We start from the raw sequence: 21,905 nt of genomic DNA, 5'->3' as shown, positions 1-21,905 counted from the left end.
TATGCAGATCAACCGCCGAACGCTGCTGAAAGCCAGCCTGACTGCCAGCATCGCAGTTAGCCTTACCGGCTGTTCGTTACTCCCCCGCAAGGCAGGCTATCAACCGGAGCGCTATGCTGGCGCTGTTGGCCTGCCGGATGGGAGCTTTGGTGTAAGCACGTTTAATCGCACAGGCGATATCCAGTGGCAAGCCCCCGTGGAAACCCGATGCCACAGTGGCTGCAACCGTCCCGGGCAGAAAGACATACTGTTTTTCGAACGCCGTCCAGGTTGGTCATTCTATGTGTTCGATGCGAAAACCGGCCGCCGCCGCCATCGGGTCATGGCCCAGTCGGGTGAACATTTCGTTGGCCACGGCGTATTCTCCCCGGACGGCCGGTGGCTCTATGCCACCGCCAGCCGTTACGAACCCGGCGAGGGAATTGTTGCCGTTTACGACGCCGAGAAAGACTACGAGCGAGTCAATACCTTTGACCTGGCGGGTATTGGTCCTCACGAGATTACCCTGCATCCCGACGGCAACACTCTGGTGATAGGCCTCGGCGGTATTCTGACCCACCCTGATTACGACCGGATCAAGCTCAACCTGGACACCATGAAACCCGCCCTGATTCTGATGGACCGGCGCTCCGGAGAAGTGGTTGGCCGCTTTACGCCTGAACATCACCATCAGAGCACCCGCCACGTGAGCGTAAGCTCAGCCGGGAAAATCTATGTCGCATTCCAGTATCAGGGGCCGCTCTACGAGACACCTCCATTGCTGGCGCGAATAGAAGAAGGACGACTCCGGGAGTACCAGTTTGACCAAAACACTCAGAATGCTCTGGCCAACTACATTGCCAGCGTAGTCGCCCATCCCGAAAACGATCTGGTGGCAGCAGCCTCGCCGGTAGGTGGTACCGCTATCATTTTCCGTGGTCATACAGGGGAGCTGGTGTCCAGGACACGGATTACCGATTGCGCCGGGATTCAGGCGTTGGCCGGTGGTGACTTTCTGGTTTCCTCTGGTCAGGGCAAACTGATTCGGCTGAGCTCCCGGCAGCCAGCCGGCGAGATTGCTGACCTTCCACTCTATTGGGATCACCACTTGGTGTAGCCGGTCGGGGCTAAGATCATCACGCTTAAGCAACCACGTTGCAGCTGGTATCCTTAGCCTAAACCGCCCCGGAGTATAACTCGTGCCAACAAAGCGTCATCGCACCCTCAACCAGCTCTATAGCCTGATTGCCAACGAAGAAGACGCTCGAATATGTAGGGACATTCCTTCTGAAGCCTGCCGGGAAGTGCCACGCAATTTCTTTCTGATTTTAGTCAGCAATGTACTGACCAATCTTGGCGACCTTCTGATCAGCCCTAAAACTGTATTAGCCTGGCTGATGAGCGCCGTTGGTGCACCCGCTCTGGTGGCGTGGCTGGTTCCTATTCGTGAGTCCGGTTCCATGGTGCCTCAAATGGTGATTGGGGCCTGGGTTCGCCGGAAAGCAGTTCGCAAATGGTTCTGGACTCTCGGCAGCTTTGGCCAGGCCGTGAGTGTCATCGCCATGGCCGCCTGCGTATGGTTTCTTGAGGGATATGCAGCCGGGACCGGTATTGTGATTGCGCTCATCGCTTTCTCACTTTCCCGGGGCTTCTGCTCCGTCTCCATGAAAGATGTACAAGGCAAGTGTATTCCAAAAACCCGCCGCGGCCGCTTGTCGGGCCTCGCTAGCACTTTGGGAGGGACGGCCACGGTCATTCTTACAGCTGTACTATTCTGGAACCGCGGCGAGCCAACCATAGGCTTCTACGCTCTTTTGCTGATGCTTGCCGCCTGCATGTGGATTATTGCCGGGCTGCTGTTCGCAGGAGTTGAAGAATATGCCGGAGAAACCGATGGAGGCGGAAACGCGCTGACGGAGGCATTCAAAAGCCTGTCTTTATTGCGTACTGATGCACCGTTCCGGAATTTTGTTATTACCCGTGCTCTGCTTTTATGCTCTGCACTCGCCTCGCCCTATTTTGTGGTGATGGCACAGAAGGAATCTGAGATCGGATGGATGCTGGGTATATTTCTGCTCGCCAGCAGTTTAGCCAGTTCCCTCAGCGCCAGTTTCTGGGGCTGGGCTGCCGATACATCCAGCCGCCGCGTAATGATCCGTGGCGCGGCCATAGCCAGTGGCGTTTGTCTTCTGGTTGGCTGCCTGGCACTGGTATTTGGTCCTGGTTTTGGTGGGGTTTGGTATTATCCCGGCGCATTTTTCATTCTCAGCATTGCCCACTCAGGTGTTCGGCTCGGACGGAAAACGTATCTCATTGATATGGCGGGAGGCAACAAACGCACAGATTACACCGCTGTCAGCAATACAGTGATCGGTATTCTGTTACTGCTGACCGGAGGATTAACCGCAGCAATATCACTTATTTCCGATATCGCTGTGATTATCGTGCTTGGTCTGATGGGGTTTGCAGGGATGATTAGTGCATTACGGCTGAAGGAAGTCACCGAAAACTAGGGTGCCTTACCATCGTTCAGGGCCAATGCCCCTTTAACGACACGGTAGATGGTCCAGATTCCAATACCCAGCAAGATAAACCAACCGACAATCAGTGCGAGCGTGAAAATACCGATGACAGTCCACAGCAAAGCTATCCAGAACGTTCGAATCTGCCAGTGAAAATGGGCTTCAACCATGCTGCCGCGCACATCATCAAGCTTTACGTAGTTGATAATGACCCCAACCAGAGCAGTAACGCCGCCAAGGAAAAACGACAAGCCTTGAAGGATGTAAACAATCACCGCCAGATTCCGGCCAGGCCCAAAGCCCTCGGGTCTTGCCGGTTCTGATCCGGCCGGGATGTACTCAGGTTCAGACACGGCCAACCTCCATAAGACTGATTTTGCAGTCTAACATAGACATGCCTACCGCATCATTTTGCCGCTGGCCGATAACCCAGACGGAATCCGCCCCAGTGCTTGCCGTTCACATACACTGGCACGGACAGGTCATGCATAATTTCACCCGTGTCACGCCTGTATGTCTGCAGCAGCATGTCATCGGTATGGCGACCACACCGGATACCGGTACGGTCGTTGAACAACCGCTTACTCCGGCTTTTCACCAGATCAATCTCACGGTTTCCTGTGGGCGGATGGGCAAAATCACGGTTATGGGTTGGCACATAGCCATCGGGCGCACAGGCAATGGCAAATACAACAGCATCATCGGCTTTCTTGATGGGCTCCTGCACAACAGGCAAAGCCTGATCAGTAAATCGGTCGAACTCGCTGGTGTATTTTTGCGGGTCGGTGTTCGGGATAGGCTGACGTTTTTTGTCAAACAACGTGGACTCTGTCAGCTTGCCTTCCCTGATCGCCTGTTCGAACAGCAGGCCAATTTGATCGGCTCCCGACTTCGCGTATTCATAGAATTTCCGGTGATAACTATCACTGCTATTGAACGCAAGCGCCGCATTTGCTTGCTCTGCCACTTCCATCAGCGTAGCCGCCTGCGCCGCCAAAGAGGCGACACTCGCATCGCTTTCAGAAATATGATCCCTCACAGATTTTATCACCGAGAACATCTGGCTCAGGCTTTGCTCATTGGCCTTATCAATATCGGCTATGCGCGCCACCTGTTGCTGGACCCGATCTGACTGGTCACGAATCTGGTCCAACTGCCCACCGACACTCTCAACGGATTCAAGCCCACGCTCAACGCTCCGGGCTAAACCTTCAATACCCGAGACAATCGTTTCGGTATCTGTCTGTATTTCCTCCAGTGTGCCAGAAGCCTCACTGGTGGCCAGAGACGTCCTGCTCGCCAACTGGCGCACTTCATCAGCCACAACCGCAAACCCCCGGCCCTGATCACCAGCTCTGGCAGCTTCGATAGCCGCGTTCAGCGCCAACAAGTTGGTTTGTTCAGCAATACTCTGAATGGTAGCCGTCACGCCCTGGATTTTCTTGGACTTCTCATTGAGCTGCTGAATAAGGCGAAGATTTTCCTCAGATTTCTGATGTACTTCTCGCACGCTCTCGATTACCGAAACCAAGGCTTCACGCCCTTCAATGCTCACCTCGCGGTTCTGCAGTGCCATGGTGGCCGCTTCGGTGGCCTGCGCCGAGGATTCGTGTACGGATTCCATGATTTGGCCAGCATAATCCGCCAGCTGACCGGTTTCCTCTACCTGCTGATCGAGACGTTTTTTAACCTGATCAGCGGCAAAAGCCACTTCTGCTGCCGATATGGCATTTTCATCCGAACTTTCTGATAGCGTTTCGGCCAGTACTCGCCCGGTCCGGGCCTCAGCAAGCAACTGCTGGCAATGGCTGTATAGCGGATGTCCGGCAGAAAGAGTGCCCTCATTCAACTCCTGAATTCCACGCTCGACGGGTTCCAGCACACGAATGATAAAATATCCCGCCGCGGCAACCAGCCCCGCCACCAGACCAATCAGCAGCGATGCCAGATCCAGCCCTAACACCGGCGCAACCAGAAGGCAGACAATGCCAAGAAACAAGGCAATGCCTGCCCCCCACGTAACAGTTTTGAGATCGAGCAAGCCCATAGAGCCCTCACTTTTATTGTTATGACTGCACACATTCGGAAGTTCAAACCAGACCCTGAGAATAGAAAATTAAAGTCAGCTAATATCTACTACTTTAGCGGATTCGCCAAAGCTATATTCCAGTTATCGCGCATTTTCGGAATTACTGAAATCAAAAAAACAAAAACCCGCATTTCCCTTCCCTGGAAATGCGGGTTTGAATGGGCTTTATTGCCCGGAGGGAACAGCGTCAGGCGCCAATCACACCATCATCATTGCGAGTGATTATCACCGTGGCATCACGGGGGCGAGGATCGCTGGCGTCCGGCCAGTTGGCTTCGGGGTGCTGAATGTTCACAAACATTGTCGCCATATCTGGCGTACCAGTGACACCAGTAACCTCACAGCCTGTGGGCCCCACAAAGAACCGTTTGATTTCGCGGGTTTCAGGATTGGCCGCCAGCATCATGTTGTTCTGATACGGCGCTTCATCACGGCCATCGGTCTGAATCCACAGAAGACCGTTATAATCAAACCAGAGGCCATCCGGGCTGTTGAAGATATTATCATCGTTCAACGTTACAACAGCTTCGCCATCCACCAGGGTTTCCATGCCCTGCTCACCTGCAAAGACAAAAATATCCCAGTTGAAACTCGTTGCCGTATGGTTATTTCCGGCTTCTGTCCAGCGGATAATGTGGCCATTAATATTGTTCGCCACGGGGTTAGCCGCATTCAACTGTTCTTCTGTACGTTTGGAGTTATTGGTCAGAGTGAAGTAAACCTCTCCAGAGTTCGGGTCTACAGCGCCCCACTCAGGACGATCCATCGGCGTTGCACCAGCAATATCTGCCGCCAGGCGGGTGTTCAGCAGAACGTCAGCCTGGCTCTCGAAGCCATCAAAGGCAATATCACCAACCGTGGTTCCAATGGCGGCAGCCACTTTCGCGGAAAACTCACTGTCTTGCAGATCCAAAGATAACCAGTCACCTGAGCCGTCTTCGTTAAAACGGGCCACATACAAAGTCCCCTCATCCAGCAAGTACCCGCCTGCAGTCGCGGCATAATATGGCTGGGAGGAAACAAATTTGTAGATATACTCGAAACGGGAATCATCACCTGAGTAACAAACAACAGGCTCTCCATCCTTCACTGGCGCGAAGATAACACCTTCGTGACCAAAACGACCCAGTGCTGTACGCTTCTGCGGTGCGCTGTCCGGGTTGAACGGGTCTATTTCGACCATGTATCCGAAGGTATTGGCTTCGTTACGGTAGTCCTCTGTAGCCGTGCCAACGCCCGGAGTGACATCAAAACGGCTATAGACCTCCTCGCCGTTATCTGCCAGTTCCCAGTCATAACGAGAGGCATTACTAACACCGTGACGCAGCTGTTCCCGTGGCTGACCGCTATCAGATTTGTTCGCGAAATAGCCGTGCCAGTTTTCTTCGGCCGCCAGATAAGTGCCCCAGGGAGTAGGGCCCATGGAACAGTTGTTCAACGTACCACGGGTACGCTGCCCCTGCGGACTGAACTTCGTTGCCAGCTTGCTGTAACCACGCAGCGGGCCCCGAATTTCCATTTCAGTACCACCAGTCACCCGACGGTTGAACGGGCTACCAAAAACAATATCCCAGGTGCCATTGTTATCTCGTTTGATGTGAACCACTGACACACCATGAGCCGCAATTTCCTTGCGAACCTCATCCGCCGGGCGAACACCATTATTGTTGTTGGCATCGGTTGGCCCGTTGGCATGCAAAGCGTCTTGGTTGATGTACTCATGATTCATCACCAGCAGACCTTCAGACGAGCTGGCTCCACCCGCTTTTACATCAATTGGGAAAAAGTGGAGACCATCATGGTGCATACCCACCTGCTGTTCCTGTTCAGCCCCGGTATTAGTACCATCTGGCTTGTATTCGGGATAGCTCCCCGTAATGGGCGTTCCCCAAGGCAGGAAGGGTTCAGCAGAATAGCCTTCCGGCACGACAACCTGATTAGCGCTGGAAACCGGCACCGCTTTAAAGCCCAAAGAGGCATCCGGAGAACCGCCTGCCCCTGTACCGGTATCGCCTGAGCTATCCGGAGTAACGGTAGCTGTCTCGTCATCACTACTACCACAACCCACCAAACCAACACCCACAAGACTTGCCAGAGCCGCGCCAACCGAGCCTTTCAACACCGCCCGGCGTTGCATTCGACTACTCAGAACCTGCTGAAACGGTCGATTGCCTGCATGATTCACAACGGGTTCGTAATTAGGATCCAGATAATTCGGGTCTACATCATGTTTGGCCATGTTTCTCTCTCTTGAATGTTCAGGTGAACGAGCATTTTCAAGAGTGAAGTTTCCACAAGGTATGTGTCAGATGTGCATTGCTTTCGTGTCAGTTCAATGACATTCCGATACGTTAACCATAACGCATAAAAAAAGGCACCCTGTTGGGTGCCCCTATTCCATTACGCCCGACAAGCAAATTATTTCGTCATCTCGTCATAGGCCTCGTCCATGGCGTCACCGGTTTCGCCAACCGCCTCATCGACTTTGTCGGCTGTCTCCTGAGCCGCCTCACTTAACTCATCAGCGGCTTTTTGAGCGCTTTCTTTCATGTCACTCCAGGAGCTCTCTTCCTGCCCGGTCGCTTCTTCAAAAGTTTCTTCAGCAGAATCCGCTGCGTCATCCATCATTTCCACAGCATTTTCGCCAGCCTTCTCAAAATCCGCACCGTCGTCGCTTTCGGAGCTGCACGCGGAAAGCCCCATTGCCATAAAGAGTGCCAGTGCACTGATTGTTAGCTTGTTCATAACATATCCTTTTGTTGAAGCATGACTTTATCCCTTTCAGGGTAGGGGCAGTCCTGGCAGATCGCAATGACAGGCTAATTACTGTTTCGTTAGCTCCAGCCCATCAACCATCAGAACCCGCTCAACCCCCAACACGGTTCCGGTTCCCAAAACCAGAAAATCGTGCCCTGCCCGGCTCAGAATATTCTGGATCACCTCATGCACAATCATCACTTGCCCTGACGGGTCGTGGTAAACAATTTCAGCCTGATGCTTCGTTCGAATGTATTCCAGCAACCGCTCCTGAACACTCCAGGAGATAACATCCCGCGCGGGGTTAGTAGCACTCATGTCGTGAACATCCTTATTGTTGTTATCACCTGAAGGATGGACCACATCCATGATTTAAGCCACCCATCCAAAATTATCATTCCAGGCCATCGTGTTCCCTATTCTGAATATTTTGTTGTATTGCAAGATTGTCCGACATAGATTGAAAGCAACAATGAACAAAATAGAGGTGCCCCCACATGAATGCCAAGGTCCAAACACATATCGAACCGTCAATCTCGACAACCACTGCCCGTCCGGCAGGCAAAGACTGGAAAGACCCTAAGCGTTACCTGTGGCTTCTTGGCCCGGCACTGCCGGGGATTGGCCTTGCAGCTCTTGCGGGTTATGCCATTGCGCCTAAAAAACTGAAAGCTCTGGCCTGGACCGGCCCGATCCTTGTACACGGAGTTATTCCGGCACTAGACCGGGCTATTGGTGAAGATAAAAGCAACCCGCCAGAATCGGCCGTGAAGTTACTGGAGCAAGACAAATATTACGACCGGATTGTGAAAGCGTTTATTCCCAGCCAGTACGCTCTGACGTTTATGGGGGCCTGGCTGGCCAGCCGGAAGAGCACTCCCCTTGAGGATAAGATCGGATTAACCTTCTCTGTTGGCGCTATCAACGGCATTGGCATTAACACCGCTCATGAGCTGGGTCATAAGTCGAACAAGCTGAACAAGTTAATGGCGATGGCCGCCCTGGCACCAACGGGCTACACCCACTTCGTGGTGGAGCATAACTTTGGTCACCACAAACGAGTCTCAACTCCGGAAGACCCCGCCAGCAGCAAGATGGGCGAAAGCTTCTGGAAGTTTCTACCCCGCACGGTTATTGGCGGCTTCAAGTCTGCTGTAAAAATTGAAAAAGCCCGCCTTGAACGTAAAGGCAAAAACTTCTGGAGCATAGACAACGAACTACTGCAGGGTTGGGCCATGAGTGCCGGGTTCTTTGGCGCTACAACGCTAGTGTGTGGCCCCCGCGCCATTCCATTCCTGGCGGGGCAGGCGATTTATGGCGCGAGCCTGCTGGAAAGCGTTAACTACATTGAGCACTATGGTCTGCTTCGCCAGAAGGGTGAAGACGGAAAATACGAACGTACAAAGCCGGAGCATAGCTGGAACAGCAATAACATTGTGACGAACTTGTTCCTGTATCAGTTGCAACGGCACTCAGATCACCATGCCCACCCGACCCGCAGCTTCCAGGCCTTGCGCCACTTCGAAAAAGCACCGCAGTTGCCGGGTGGATATGCATCAATGCTGTTACCGGCCTATTTCCCGCAGTGGTGGTACGAGATGATGGATAAAAGAGTGATTGATCACTATGACGGTGATCTGTCAAAGATCAACTGGGACCCTGATCGTAAAGAGGAGTTGATGGCTAAATATGCGGATTATGCTGCGAAGGTTGCCGCTGAAGCGGCAACTCGCAAAGCAAACGGCTCTGACAACTCCGAAGCGGCCTGACGCTTTGGCTGGTTCCGGCGGACAACCGGAACCAGCCTTGGCTTATTTTCCTGTAAAGACAGCCTCTCTTCTTTCCATGAAGGACTGGATACCTTCTTTTACGTCTTCACTGGCCATTACCGGAGCCAAATCAGGGAACAGCCGCTGCTTGGCTACTTCCTGCCCTTCACTGACAGCAATCTTCGAAGACTTCAAGCTCCCCTGGACGCCCAGTGGCGCAGCTTTGGCGACTTTCTCTGCTATTTCCATGGCCTTATTGAACTGTTCGCCGGGTTCAACCAACTCTTGAATCAAGCCCCACTGGTACGCTTGCTCTGCCGTCCATTCATCGCCGGTGAGCAGATACCGCTGTGCGTTGCCCCAGCCAACTTCTCGCTGTAATCGAATCGTGGCACCACCGCAGGCATATATTCCGCGCTTTACTTCCATCTGGGCAAAACGGGTGCCTTTGGCGGCAACACGAATGTCGGTGTTGAGCATCATTTCTACCCCGCAGGTGAAACAGATACCCTGCGCTGCAAAAACTACAGGTTTGGTGAGAGCCTCACCGGCAATGTGAAAGGGATCGAGTTCGCCTTTGCCGGGCTCTATACCTTTGCCGCTGGCGAATACACCAGCCCAGTCATCGAGTTGCAGACCACTGGTGAAATGGTCACCTTCGGCGTACATCACAGCGACTCTCAGCTCCGGGTCATTCTGGAGCTGGTAATAAGCGGCGGCGATTTCGTGGTACATAGCCCGGTTCATGGCGTTCATTTTTTCCGGGCGGTTCAGGCCAATCAGCAAGATATGATTTTTCTTATCAACATTTACCAGAGCCATAACGTTTTCCTTTTTTCCTGTCAGCAGGCTATGCCCATGTGCGGGCGCGAACGACTGGGAGTCCTTTCAGGGACCGTCTTTGGCCATGGATGGCCAAAGTCGAGCGCACATGGACGTGCTTGTAGCGTGTCCCTGAAAGGACTCCCAGCCGATCGTGCCTGCTCCCAAACCAGCAGGCTACATCAAGAACCAAAGCTCCAAAATCAGAACCAGTCGGCCTTCATGTTCAGACACGTATCATCCTGATTCCGGAGCAGCACCAGATCCTGAGCCACAGTCGGTAGTTCCCAGTGAAAGAAATACTGGGCCGCCTGCAACTTGCCCTGATAGAAATTGCGCTCACTGTCACTGTTGGCAGAAGCCAGAGCCTTAGCTGCGGAGTTAGCCTGGCGCAACCACATCCAGGCAACGATGATATGACCGAACAGATGGAGATAGCAGCTCGCGTTGGCCAGGGATTTGTCGACGTCCCCGCTCATCAACGACTTGCCCAGACTCTGGGTAACTTTTACCGCTTGCTGCAAGGTTTCGCTGAGTGACAACGCCCATTGCTGGCAACGGTCCGTGGTAGCCGCCTGCAGATCCACCTGCATTTCCTGCATCAGCAGTTGCAGGCCATGACTTTGATCTTGCCAGATTTTACGACCAAGCAAATCCAGAGCCTGAATTCCGTTGGTGCCTTCGTGAATTGGGTTCAGGCGATTATCACGCCAGCATTGTTCGACCGGATATTCCCGGGTGTAACCCGCTCCGCCATATATCTGAATAGCCAGATCGTTAGCTTTGGGGCCGAACTCGGAAGGCCAGGCTTTAATTACCGGTGTAAGCAGGTCCAGCAGTTTGCCAGCTTCAACGCGCTTTTGTTTGTCTGGGTGGGTGTGCTGCTCATCCATCAATCTAGCGCCGTACAAACAAAGTGCCAAGCCACCTTCGCAATAGGCCTTCTGGGCCAACAACATACGGCGAACATCCGCATGTTCAATGATCGGTACCTGCGCGCTTTCCGGATCCTTTTCGCTGGCTTTCCGCCCCTGCAAGCGGTCTTTAGCGTATTCCAGACTGTGCATGTAACCGCGATAACCAATAACCGCCGCACCCATGCCGACGCCAATGCGGGCTTCGTTCATCATCTGGAACATGTACTTTAATCCCTGATGAGGTTCACCCACCAGATAACCGTGGCAAGGAGCATCATCGCCAAAACTCAGCGCAGTAGAAGTAGTACCGCGATAGCCGAGCTTGTGGATCAGGCCCGCCAGGCTGACACCGTTACGCTCACTGAGATTGCCTGCATCGTCGACGTGAAATTTCGGGACAACGAACAGAGAGATCCCTTTCACTCCAGCCGGTGCGCCTTTGATTTTGGCCAGTACCATGTGAACGATGTTTTCAGTAATACTCTGCTCGCCTCCGGAAATGAAGATTTTGGCCCCTTTAATCAGGTAATGGCCATCATCAGTCGGAGTGGCGGAGGTACGAATATCAGCAAGGCTGGAACCCGCATGGGGCTCGGTAAGCGCCATAGTGCCACTGAACCGGCCGCTGAGCATGTGTGGCAGGAAGACCGCTTTCTGTTGCTCATTTCCAAAGACCCTGATCAGGTTGGCGGCCGCTGTCGTCAGAAACGGATAGCCTGCTGTGCCCGGGTTGGCGGCGGTGAAGAAGCCATTGCAGGCAGCCATGACCGATTCAGGCAGCTGCATTCCTCCCAGGTCATAATCGTAGCGTCCCGCCAGAAACCCCGCTTCGGCGTAGGCATCGAAGGCCTGTTTGACCTCCGGAAGCATTTCTACCTGACCATTGACGAACCTCGGCTCATCTTTGTCAGCCGCACTGTTGTGGTTGGCGAATTTTTCTTTCGCCATTTTATCCGCGGTTTCGATGACGGCATCAAAGGTTTCTTTGCTGTGTTCGCTAAAGCGTTCACGCTGGATCAGTGATTCCGTGTCCATGACTTCATAAAGTTGAAATTCCAGGTCACGGCGGTCGATCAGAGTGTCGGTCATTCAGATTCTCCTGTTTATTGTGCATAGCGTCTCACAACCGCTACGCTTGTTGAAATTGTCATTTCTGACTTATTCTTGGTGAAATTCGCCATATCTAACATTCTTCGCCCGAAACCTTCGGCGGAAATACGTTTGCGATAACCGGCTTAATTCTCTTGATGCGAGTAAAAATTCCCGTGAAAACAGTCACCATCATCGGCTTTACCGGTGCGCTTGCCAGCGCTATTACTGGCGTTATTGACCTGTTCCGGATGGCGGGTGTTACCTGGGCCCGGGTTCACGGCGAGCCACCGCATCCGCTCTTTCGGACGCGCCTGCTGACAGAATCCGGCGATGTGTGCCGCTGCATCAATGGCCTGACCATTGGTGCCGATGGCTCTTGGCTGGAACAGGCCTCGCCTGGAGAGGACGACTTACTGATCATCCCCACCATTGGTGCACCAATTGAGCAGGTGTTGGCCGATAATCCAGGCCTGGTCAACTGGCTGAGGCAGTTCAAAAATGCCGGTGGTGACCAGGTGCGTGTCGCCAGTAATTGCACCGGGGCATTTTTATTGGCAGAAGCCGGCATACTCGACGGCAGGCAGGCGACGACCCACTGGGGGTTCAGCAATCAGTTTCGTCAACGGTTTCCTGCGGTGGATTTGCAGCCAGAAAAATTAGTCACGGTGGATGGCCACGTTGCCTGCGCAGGCGGAGGGATGGCGTGGTGGGATCTTGGAATTTATCTGGTGGAACGGCATGCGGGCGCACAAGTAGCGCGGGAATTAGCAAAAGCCTTTGTGATTGATGCCGGGCGATCCAGCCAGGCGCCTTACAGTGCGCTGCAAGCTCGCCGATACCATTCAGATGCCGAAATCCTGAAGCTTCAGGACTGGCTGGATGCTCATTACCATCACACTGTCTCACTGGAACATCTGGCGCAGCTGAGTGGTTTAACTGAGCGATCACTGATTCGTCGGTTCAAAGCCGCAACAGGAGATACACCTACAGGTTATTTGCAGGTACTGCGAATTGAGGCTGCCCGGCAGCACCTCGAGAATTCGCGTATAGCCATTGAGGCGGTGACCCGGTTAGTCGGGTATGAAGACGTCAGTTCTTTCAGCCGGCTGTTCAGAAAGCATACAGGTCTGGCACCCGGAGCTTATCGTTCAAGATTCGGGCGTTAACTTCACGCAAAGACTGTTCTGGCGCAGGTTATGCACCAAACTTCATTACAGGCCTGTTTCAGGCCTTTAATGTAAGGAATCCCGACAGATGTACAAAGGTGAAACTGCCGTGAACACATCAATGAGACAAAGCCAGTTCGACATTCTGAACCGGCTTTATGAGATGAAGTGCAAGCAAATCGAGCATGCACTCCAGCAAGGGAAAAGCCTTCGCAGCCAAGTGCTGGAAGCGGAAGCTCAGGCCATCTCGAATGCCATAAAATCCGTTCGATGACGACCTGACCCAATCCGCCATGAAGTGCCCCTGTCTGTCACTTTCTAACAGGCCTTGGCTAAATCAGAGTGCGGCTGCCACTTCAGTGCCCTGGCGAATAGCACGCTTGGCATCAAGCTCTTCCGCAACGTCCGCGCCACCAATCAGGTGCGTTTTAACCCCCGAGTCCGAAAGCTGGTCATACAACTCCCGCAACGGCTCCTGACCTGCGCAGAGGATCACATTGTCCACAGGTAAGATTTTTTTCTCCTGAATCTTGCCATCCTTATCCCTCAGGGTGATGTGCAGACCTTCATCATCAATACGGTCGTAGCTGCAACCGCTAAGCATTTCAACATCCCGGTGTTTCAGGCTGCTGCGGTGAACCCAGCCGGAGGTCTTGCCCAGACCACCACCAACTTTACTGGTCTTTCGTTGCATCAGGTAGATTTTGCGTGGTGATGGCATTGTCTGGCGTTCGGCCAGGCCACCCGGACCCTCAAAATCAGAATCAACACCCCACTCTGCCTGCCAGTCAGCAACTTTAACCTGCTCGCCCTCCGGCTGACGGTCAAAGTCATGGGTCAGGAATTCGCTGACATCAAAACCGATACCACCCGCACCAATCACTGCCACAGTGTTGCCAACAGGTTTATTGTCTCGAAGCACATCCAGATAGCCGAGGACTTTCGGGTGATCGACTCCTTCAATCTTCGGTGTCCGTGGTTTCACGCCCGTGGCGATGATCACGTCATCAAAGCCTTGCGCCGTCAGTGATGCGGCATCGACACGGGTATTAAGCTGCAGGTCAATTTCCAGCAATTCAATCTGGCGCCGGAAATAACGCAGAGTCTCGTAGAACTCTTCTTTGCCCGGAATCCGTTTGGCATAGTTGAACTGGCCACCAATTTTATCGTCGGCTTCAAATAGGGTGACCTTATGACCACGCTTCGCTGCGGTTGTCGCCGCGGCCAAACCGGCAGGGCCGGCTCCTACTACCGCTACGCTACGCACTACAGGGGCAACAGTCAGTACCAGTTCGGTTTCAAAGCAGGCACGAGGGTTCACCAGACAAGATGCGCGCCTGGCTTGAAAAACGTGGTCCAGGCAGGCCTGGTTACAAGCGATGCAGGTGTTGATTTCATCACTCCGGCCTTGCTCGGCTTTACGAACAAACTCACTGTCTGCCAGTAAGGGACGAGCCATAGACACCATGTCGGCCTTGCCCGCCGCGAGAATTTCTTCTCCTTTCTCCGGCGTGTTGATGCGATTGGTGGTACACACCGGAATATCGACTTCACCATAGAATTTTGCAGTCACATCGGCAAAACCGCCCCGCGGCACAGAGGTTACAATGGTAGGCACCCGGGCTTCGTGCCAGCCGATACCGGTATTGATGATAGTAGCGCCGGCTTGTTCAATGGCTTTGCCCAAGGTAACGATCTGGTCCCAGGTTTGACCACCTTCCACCAGATCGAGCATGGACAGCCGGTAAATAATGATAAACTCCGGGCCAACGGCTTCGCGCATGCGGCGAACTATTTCAACCGGCAGGCGCATTCGGTTCTCGTAAGAACCACCCCATTTATCTTTACGCTTATTCGTGCGTTCACAAAGAAACTGGTTGATGAAGTAGCCTTCGGAGCCCATCACTTCAACGCCGTCATAACCAGCAAACTTCGCCAGTTTGGCGGCATTCACAAAATCGTTGATGTGACGGTCAACTCCTTTGGTCGACAGGGCGCGGGCTTTGAACGGACTAATGGGGGACTTGGTAGCAGAAGCAGATACAATCAGCGGTTGATAACCGTAGCGACCTGCGTGCAGCAACTGAAGGCAGATTTTACCTCCGGCTTCATGCACAGCACCGGTAACATTGCGATGAAGAAGGGCTGTAGCACGGTTATTCATGGTGGAGGCCAGCGGCGCTAGTTGCCCGGCAAGATTGGGCGAGAAGCCTCCGGTCACGATGAGGCCAACACCACCTTCGGCTCGCTCGGCGAAATAACGGGAAAGCTTGTGAATATTCCAGAACCGGTCTTCCAGGCCTGTGTGCATAGAGCCCATCAAGACACGGTTTTTGAGCTCCGTAAAGCCAAGGTCGAGAGGTTTCAGAAGGTTAGGATATTTTGTGCTCATGGATATCTCTCAATAAATATTTAGTCGAAGTATACACTTGATCAATCACAAGTTGACTTGACCTAGCGAGCGGGCCACGTATCATCGGTTTTCATATTTAATTGATGGAGCAACCATGACCGCAAGGTCCCCCGGCTGCAAAACTTCTCCAGGACTGCCCCAGCCCGCTGATATTGTATTGCAGCGAGGCTGCCTTCCCTATTTCCCTGACCCGCCAGGTCGAGACTAACCTCTGTCTTGGCCGGAGTATCCCGGCTTATGTGCAGCGAGGTTAACCGCCCGCTACACTGGAAGGGGTCACCACCCTACACTCACGCCTGAAAACACCACTACCGAGGTTGCGATGTCGCTACCCCTAGTTGTCTTACTGCCCTTTTTAGGCGCGATTGCGGCCCCCCTGTTTGCACAGGGCGGGCGTACAGCGATTGCCATAGCATCTTCTATACCACCGCTGATTGCGCTGGCTGCCTTGTTTCCACACTGGGCAACCCTGGCCGATGGCGGTGTTGTTCTGCACAGCTACGAATGGCTCCCAGCAATAGGCATTTCACTCTCATTCCGGCTGGATGGCCTGGCCCTGATGTTCGCACTGCTGATCCTGATCATTGGCGTGTTGATTATTCTTTATGCCCGCTATTACCTGAAGCCCAGCGAGAACGTCGGTAAATTTTATTCTTTACTGCTCTGTTTCATGGGCTCGATGCTAGGCATAGTGCTGTCAGGCAACCTGTTGCTTATGCTCATTTTCTGGGAGCTGACCAGCCTTACATCGTTTCTCCTGATCAGCTTCTGGACCCACAAACAAGACGCCCGCCGGGGCGCACGCATGGCTCTTGCCGTTACCGGGGGCGGCGGCCTGGCTTTACTGGCAGGCATTCTGATCATCGGCAACATTGTGGGAAGTTTCGAGCTTGATGATGTGCTGGCTGCAGGTGAACTGATCAAAGCCCACACTATGTATCCGGTGGCATTAACGCTGGTCCTGCTCGGTGCCTTTACCAAATCGGCACAGTTCCCATTCCATTTCTGGCTACCCCACGCTATGCAGGCACCTACTCCGGTGTCCGCTTACCTGCACTCTGCCACCATGGTTAAAGCCGGTGTTTTCCTCCTGGCTCGCCTTTATCCCGCACTGGCAGGCACCGAACAATGGTTCTACATGGTTAGTTTTACGGGGATGGCAACCCTGCTGATCGGTGCGTATACAGCCATGTTCAAACACGATCTGAAAGGCCTGCTAGCCCACTCCACGGTCAGCCATCTGGGTCTGATCACGCTGCTGTTTGGTATGGGCACAAAGCTGGCTGCGGTTGCGGCACTCTTTCATGTTATCAACCACGCGACGTTCAAAGCCTCTCTGTTTATGGCCGCAGGCATTATCGATCATGAAACCGGCACCCGCGATATGCGCAGGATTAACGGTCTATGGCGATACATGCCCCACACAGCTACCCTGGCGATGGTCGCTGCGTCATCTATGGCGGGTGTTCCGTTGTTGAACGGGTTCCTGAGTAAAGAAATGTTCTTTGCCGAATCTCTTGAACTGAACTTACCGGGTTTCTGGGCCTGGATTCCACCGATCGTGGCAACGCTGGCGGGAATCTTTGCAGTAGCCTATTCAGCCCGCTTTGTTCACGACGTATTTTTCAACGGTAAACCCGTGAATTTGCCGATTTACCCGCCTCATGAACCACCTCGCTACATGAAAATTCCAGTGGAAATTCTGGTTTTTGCCTGTGTGATGGTGGGGGTATTCCCAGCCATTTCCGTCGGCCCACTGCTGTTCTCAGCGGCTCAGGCCACACTCGGCGGAGACGTGCCGGATTACCAGTTGGCAGTCATGCATGGAATTAACCTGCCTTTGATGATGAGCGTCGCCGCTTTCGTGGGCGGCCTGCTGATGTATAGTCAACGCCAGCGGTTTTTCAGATTCCATGCAAGGTTTAAGGAGATTGACGAAAAAGCCGTCTTCGAGGCAATTGTGTCCCGCTTTGCTGACCTGGCCAACCGTTTTACGGCACTTATCGAAAACAATTCGCTGCAACGTTACGTCATGCTTCTGGTCGCCAGTGTCGTTGCCGTTGCAGCAGCGCCTTTGATCAATCTGGGCATCTTTATCGGTGACAACGGACTGACGCCCGTGGATTGGCCGACCGCCATCAGCGCCGCGATTCTGGTAATCGCAGCACTGGCGACAGCAGTCATACACCGTGAACGGTTCACTGCTTTGGTCCTGCTAAGCGTGGTCGGTTTAATTGTTGCGCTGGCCTTCGCTCGTTTCTCAGCTCCAGACCTTGCGATGACTCAACTCTCGGTTGAAGTCGTGACGATGGTGTTACTGATGCTGGCACTGTACTACATGCCGTCCTGGACGCCGCTTGAAACATCAAAGGCCCGGCGAACGCGGGATATTATTCTCGCACTGGTGGCCGGCGCCGGTATGACACTTGTAACTCTGGCCATACTGACTCAGCCATTCAGTTCCATTTCCGAGTTCTTCCTGGAGAACAGTAAACCGGGTGGCGGTGGCACCAACGTGGTAAACGTAATTCTGGTGGATTTCCGGGGCTTCGATACCCTGGGTGAAATCAGTGTACTGGCCATTGCTGCTCTAAGTATCTACGCCATGCTCAAAAATACGGCTCTCACACCACCACCTGGCGATGGTCAAGGCCACACCTGGAGCCGTGAGCCTCATCCGTTGATGCTGAAACAGATTGCCCGGCCGATGCTGCCGATGGCACTCATGGTCTCAGCATATATCTTCCTGCGGGGCCATAATATGCCCGGAGGTGGTTTCATAGCAGGCCTGATCACCTCCGTTGCACTGGTTGTACAGTATATCGCCAGCGGTATGAACTGGACTCAGGACAGAGTCCGCATCAAATACCACAACGTCATTGGTCTTGGTCTGTTGTTCGCCACCGTTGCAGGGGCCGGCAGCCTGGCATTCGGCTACCCCTTCCTCACCACCACATTCGGTTATATCACCTGGCCCGTGGTTGGGAAGTTTGAGGTGGCCTCAGCCCTGGTATTTGACCTGGGCGTTTATCTGGCCGTTATCGGTGCCACAATGCTGATTCTGGTCAGTATTGGCCGGCTTTCACCGCACTCAGCAATCAAGAGCCCGCGGAGGAATTCATAATGGAGCTTATATTCGCACTGGTGATAGGCGCGCTCACGACATCGGGAGTTTATCTTCTGCTGAGAGCCCGAACCTTTCCGGTTGTGATGGGGCTGACCCTGTTGTCATACGGCGTCAACCTGTTCTTGTTTGCTTCCGGCCGGCTCAGTGCCGGACAACAACCGATTATTGGCAGCACCGAAATATATGCGGACCCTCTGCCCCAGGCTCTGGTGTTAACCGCTATCGTCATCGGCTTTGCCATGACAGCATTTGTCGTGGTGTTGTCGTTACGCAATCTGGCCGACAACGAAGATGATCATGTGGACGGCTGCCCGCCGGTAAAGCCTGCCGACAACAAGCAGGAACAGGAGGAAACCGGCAAATGAATCACTGGCTTATTGCACCCATCGCTCTCCCGTTACTCGGGGGCATACTGCAAACATTTATGGGATATGCGCCCATCAGTTTGCGGCGCACCCTGGCGATTGCCACCACTGCGTTGATTCTGGCGTCGTCACTGGTTCTGTTATCTCTGGCCAATGATGGCAGCTATCGGATCTACGCTTTCGGTAACTGGCAACCACCCTTTGGCATTGTGCTGGTTCTGGATCGACTGGCCGCCCTGATGCTGGTGCTGACGTCAACGCTGGCAATGTTTGCCCACATCTTTTCAATCGGAGGTTCAGATGAGGGTAACCGGCAGTTCCACACATTGTTCCTGTTCCAGCTCATGGGCCTGAATATCGCCTTTTTGACCGGGGATCTGTTCAATCTGTTTGTTGCTTTCGAAGTGCTGTTGATCGCTTCATACGGCCTGCTGATGCATGGCGGCGGCACTATCCGCACGGTTCCCGGCCTGCACTATGTCGTACTGAACCTGGCGGGTTCTGCGATTTTTCTGATTGCTGTTGGCATGATCTACAGCGTAACCGGCACATTGAACATGGCTGACTTGGCGGTGAAAATTCCACAGGTTACCGGCGAAGGTCTGGACCTGGTCAAAGCCGGCGCCATGATGTTGCTAGTCGTGTTCGGCCTGAAAGCAGCCATATTGCCCCTGTGCTTCTGGCTGCCCCAGGCCTATGCCAAAGCGACAGCCCCTGTTGCCGCTCTGTTTGCGGTTATGACAAAAGTAGGCATTTACGCAATTATCCGGGTTTATATACTTATTTTCGGCGAAAATGCCGGAGAATTGGCTCACCTCGGCATGGACTGGCTATTCCCGCTGGCCCTGATCACGCTCGCCATGGGCGTGATTGGCGCCCTGGGTGCTGACAACCTGAAAACACTGATATCCTGGCAAGTTGTTATCTCTGTCGGCACACTCCTGGCACCTATCGCTTTAGGTTCAGAGCCCGGGCTGTCTGCTGCACTGTTCTACCTGCTCAGCACAACCTGGACTGTCGCCGGACTATTCCTGGTGGCCGAGCTCATTGCTGTGCAGCGAGGCTCCGCCCGCGACCGGATAATCACTGCTCCAAAAATGCAGCACCGAACTTTCCTGAGCGTGTTATTCATGCTCGGGGCTGTCGCAGCAGCCGGTTTACCACCACTCAGTGGTTTCTTTGGCAAGGTACTGATTCTGAAATCAGTAGAGCCTGGCCCCCAGATGGCCTGGTTATGGTCAGTACTTCTCATCGGCAGCTTCCTGTCAGTGGTTGCCTACAGTCGCGCCGGCAGCATTGTGTTCTGGCGTACAGTAGATGGTCACCTGGAAAAGCCTGAACCCATGAAGGGCGTGGTATCCGTGTCTGCCGGAGCTTTGATAGCGCTGACCATAGTAATCGTATTTCTGGCAGGCCCGATTAATGCGTATACCGAGGCCACGGCAGCACAATTGTTCGATACCGCGGCTTATACCGAGATTCTGCAAACACCAATGGCGGCGGAGAATGACTGATGCTTGACCGTTTGAGTTTCCCTCAACCCTGGCTCAGCCTGATTCTATTCAGCACCTGGCAATTCCTGAGTGATGGCATCTCTGGCGCAAGCCTGGTGATGGGCCTGGTTCTGGCGTGGCTGATTCCCCAGCTGACACAAGGTTTCTGGCCCGAAAGGCCGGCTTTCGTGAAAGCCTGGAGAATGCCCGTTTTTCTGCTTATCGTGCTGTGGGACATTCTGATCGCAAGTTTTTCCGTTGCGAAGCTGATCCTGAGCCCGCGCCAACCTCACCCGGCTTTTATATGCTATCCACTTCAGCTGGATCATCCGCTGGCGATTTCCATACTGGCAAGCACCATTTCTCTGACCCCAGGCACAGTCAGTGCCGATATCAGCGATGACAACAAGATGCTGCTGATCCATGCACTCGATGCAACTAATGATCAGGAAGTCATCGATGCTATCCACAAGCGTTACGAAAAGCCGCTGCTGGAGATGTTCCAATGATGACCACCGCACTCTACCTGACCATCGCCATGGTCATGGTCGCCGCATTGCTCAACGTCTACCGCCTGATCAAAGGCCCGGAGGCACCAGACCGGGTATTAGCGCTGGACACTCTCTATATCAACGCAATCGCAATGATTATTCTGCTCGGTATTACTCTGGGTTCTCGCATGTACCTGGAAGCCGCCCTGCTGATCGCCGTCATGGGCTTTGTAAGCACTGTTGCCATGGCAAAATACCTGAAACGCGGCAGCGTGATCGAATAACCGGGCCGAAGGAGATTTTCTATGAGCGCATTTGCTGAATACACCATTTCTGCCCTGCTTCTCCTTGGGGGAGCGTTCACGCTTGTCGGAGCTATTGGCCTGGCGCGTCTGCCCGACTTTTTCACCCGTTTGCATGGCCCCACCAAGGCTACAACCGTCGGCGTGGGCGCCATTATGCTCAGCTCGGTGATTTACTTCAGCAGCCACGGCCACAGCATTGGCATCTCTGAAATACTGATCACAGTGTTTCTGTTGATGACAGCCCCGGTCAGTGCGAACATGCTGGCAAAAGCGGCCATGCATATGGGCGTAAAATCAATGGATAACACCCAAGGTAATCCCTGGGATCAATAACAGACAAGAGGTATTCCAAGATGGCGCAAACAAGAATCCTTCAGCCAGCAGACAATGCCTACCAGTACCCCCTGCTCATCAAGCGTTTATTAATGTCCGGTCCGCGGTACAACCCGGATCAGGAAATTATCTACGCCGATCACAGCAAGTACACCTATAAAGATTTGGTAGAGCGTATTCATCGACTGGCAAACGTCCTTACCGATGCCGGTGTTAAACCCGGCGATACAGTAGCCGTGATGGACTGGGACACACCTCGCTATCT

General features: G+C 53.5%; 20 protein-coding genes. 12 read left to right on the top strand and 8 right to left on the bottom strand.

The window, feature by feature from the left end:
* The first annotated feature begins 1 nt into the window (after position 1).
* Together ABYA77_RS11145 and ABYA77_RS11140 are read left to right on the top strand one after the other, a co-directional pair.
* On the top strand, positions 2-1,096 hold the full coding sequence (locus tag ABYA77_RS11145; RefSeq protein WP_372966044.1) for a DUF1513 domain-containing protein: 1,095 nt from the start codon (positions 2-4) through the stop codon (positions 1,094-1,096).
* Positions 1,097-1,178: 82 nt separating this feature from the next.
* The gene (locus ABYA77_RS11140; RefSeq protein ID WP_372966043.1) at positions 1,179-2,492 is read left to right on the top strand and encodes an MFS transporter; all 1,314 of its coding nucleotides are present in this window, start codon (positions 1,179-1,181) and stop codon (positions 2,490-2,492) included.
* Here ABYA77_RS11140 and ABYA77_RS11135 read toward each other — a convergent pair.
* From ABYA77_RS11135 to ABYA77_RS11115, 5 genes are all read right to left on the bottom strand, one after another.
* Complete coding sequence (locus tag ABYA77_RS11135; protein WP_372966042.1) at positions 2,489-2,854, bottom strand: DUF4870 family protein; 366 nt, start codon at positions 2,852-2,854, stop codon at positions 2,489-2,491. The genes ABYA77_RS11140 and ABYA77_RS11135 overlap by 4 nt on opposite strands.
* Before the next feature lie 53 nt (positions 2,855-2,907).
* On the bottom strand, positions 2,908-4,077 hold the full coding sequence (locus tag ABYA77_RS11130; RefSeq protein ID WP_372966051.1) for a methyl-accepting chemotaxis protein: 1,170 nt from the start codon (positions 4,075-4,077) through the stop codon (positions 2,908-2,910).
* A gap of 700 nt (positions 4,078-4,777) precedes the next feature.
* Positions 4,778-6,829, bottom strand: a complete 2,052-nt coding sequence (locus ABYA77_RS11125) for a PhoX family phosphatase (RefSeq protein WP_372966041.1) — start codon at positions 6,827-6,829, stop codon at positions 4,778-4,780.
* A gap of 179 nt (positions 6,830-7,008) precedes the next feature.
* Positions 7,009-7,335: a hypothetical protein gene (locus tag ABYA77_RS11120; RefSeq protein WP_372966040.1), complete on the bottom strand. Its 327-nt coding sequence runs from the start codon at positions 7,333-7,335 to the stop codon at positions 7,009-7,011.
* A 78-nt stretch (positions 7,336-7,413) separates the two neighbouring features.
* On the bottom strand, positions 7,414-7,665 hold the full coding sequence (locus ABYA77_RS11115; RefSeq protein WP_372966039.1) for a hypothetical protein: 252 nt from the start codon (positions 7,663-7,665) through the stop codon (positions 7,414-7,416).
* Positions 7,666-7,844: 179 nt separating this feature from the next.
* Between ABYA77_RS11115 and ABYA77_RS11110 the strand changes: the two genes are divergently transcribed.
* Positions 7,845-9,116: an alkane 1-monooxygenase gene (locus ABYA77_RS11110; protein WP_372966038.1), complete on the top strand. Its 1,272-nt coding sequence runs from the start codon at positions 7,845-7,847 to the stop codon at positions 9,114-9,116.
* Positions 9,117-9,158: 42 nt separating this feature from the next.
* Here ABYA77_RS11110 and ABYA77_RS11105 read toward each other — a convergent pair whose 3' ends face one another.
* Both ABYA77_RS11105 and ABYA77_RS11100 read right to left on the bottom strand, forming a co-directional pair.
* Entirely contained in the window at positions 9,159-9,938 is a 780-nt protein-coding gene (locus tag ABYA77_RS11105) for a crotonase/enoyl-CoA hydratase family protein (RefSeq protein ID WP_372966037.1), read from the bottom strand.
* Positions 9,939-10,141: 203 nt separating this feature from the next.
* Complete coding sequence (locus tag ABYA77_RS11100; RefSeq protein ID WP_372966036.1) at positions 10,142-11,944, bottom strand: acyl-CoA dehydrogenase; 1,803 nt, start codon at positions 11,942-11,944, stop codon at positions 10,142-10,144.
* Between the two features lie 176 nt (positions 11,945-12,120).
* Between ABYA77_RS11100 and ABYA77_RS11095 the strand changes: the two genes are divergently transcribed.
* Positions 12,121-13,113, top strand: a complete 993-nt coding sequence (locus tag ABYA77_RS11095; protein ID WP_372966050.1) for a GlxA family transcriptional regulator — start codon at positions 12,121-12,123, stop codon at positions 13,111-13,113.
* 88 nt (positions 13,114-13,201) lie between these two features.
* Positions 13,202-13,387 carry a hypothetical protein gene (locus ABYA77_RS11090; RefSeq protein WP_372966035.1) on the top strand — a complete coding sequence of 62 codons (186 nt, stop codon included), beginning with the start codon at positions 13,202-13,204 and terminating at the stop codon, positions 13,385-13,387.
* Between the two features lie 63 nt (positions 13,388-13,450).
* Here ABYA77_RS11090 and ABYA77_RS11085 read toward each other — a convergent pair whose 3' ends face one another.
* On the bottom strand, positions 13,451-15,505 hold the full coding sequence (locus ABYA77_RS11085) for an FAD-dependent oxidoreductase (protein ID WP_372966034.1): 2,055 nt from the start codon (positions 15,503-15,505) through the stop codon (positions 13,451-13,453).
* 343 nt (positions 15,506-15,848) lie between these two features.
* Between ABYA77_RS11085 and ABYA77_RS11080 the strand changes: the two genes are divergently transcribed.
* The 7 genes from ABYA77_RS11080 to ABYA77_RS11050 all read left to right on the top strand — a co-directional run.
* Positions 15,849-18,650, top strand: coding sequence for a monovalent cation/H+ antiporter subunit A (locus tag ABYA77_RS11080; protein WP_372966033.1), 2,802 nt, complete (start codon positions 15,849-15,851; stop codon positions 18,648-18,650).
* A complete protein-coding gene (locus tag ABYA77_RS11075) occupies positions 18,650-19,018 on the top strand; it encodes a Na+/H+ antiporter subunit C (protein ID WP_372966032.1) in 369 nt (122 codons plus the stop codon). Before ABYA77_RS11080 ends, ABYA77_RS11075 begins: the two co-directional genes overlap by 1 nt.
* Positions 19,015-20,532, top strand: a complete 1,518-nt coding sequence (locus ABYA77_RS11070) for a monovalent cation/H+ antiporter subunit D (protein WP_372966031.1) — start codon at positions 19,015-19,017, stop codon at positions 20,530-20,532. The genes ABYA77_RS11075 and ABYA77_RS11070 overlap by 4 nt, the downstream gene beginning before the upstream one ends.
* Positions 20,532-21,020, top strand: a complete 489-nt coding sequence (locus ABYA77_RS11065) for a Na+/H+ antiporter subunit E (RefSeq protein WP_372966030.1) — start codon at positions 20,532-20,534, stop codon at positions 21,018-21,020. The genes ABYA77_RS11070 and ABYA77_RS11065 overlap by 1 nt, the downstream gene beginning before the upstream one ends.
* On the top strand, positions 21,017-21,286 hold the full coding sequence (locus ABYA77_RS11060; RefSeq protein WP_372966029.1) for a K+/H+ antiporter subunit F: 270 nt from the start codon (positions 21,017-21,019) through the stop codon (positions 21,284-21,286). Before ABYA77_RS11065 ends, ABYA77_RS11060 begins: the two co-directional genes overlap by 4 nt.
* A 21-nt stretch (positions 21,287-21,307) precedes the next feature.
* Positions 21,308-21,640, top strand: a complete 333-nt coding sequence (locus tag ABYA77_RS11055; RefSeq protein WP_372966028.1) for a Na+/H+ antiporter subunit G — start codon at positions 21,308-21,310, stop codon at positions 21,638-21,640.
* 20 nt (positions 21,641-21,660) lie between these two features.
* Positions 21,661-21,905 (top strand): AMP-binding protein (locus ABYA77_RS11050; protein WP_372966027.1); only part of this gene is annotated, 245 nt, incomplete at its 3' end.

Origin of the sequence: Marinobacter sp. (assembly GCF_041595835.1) — a bacterium.
Classification (GTDB): Bacteria; Pseudomonadota; Gammaproteobacteria; order Pseudomonadales; family Oleiphilaceae; genus Marinobacter.
The sequence above is the reverse complement of the archived record's forward strand: the minus strand, read 5'-3'. Positions and strand labels throughout refer to the sequence as shown.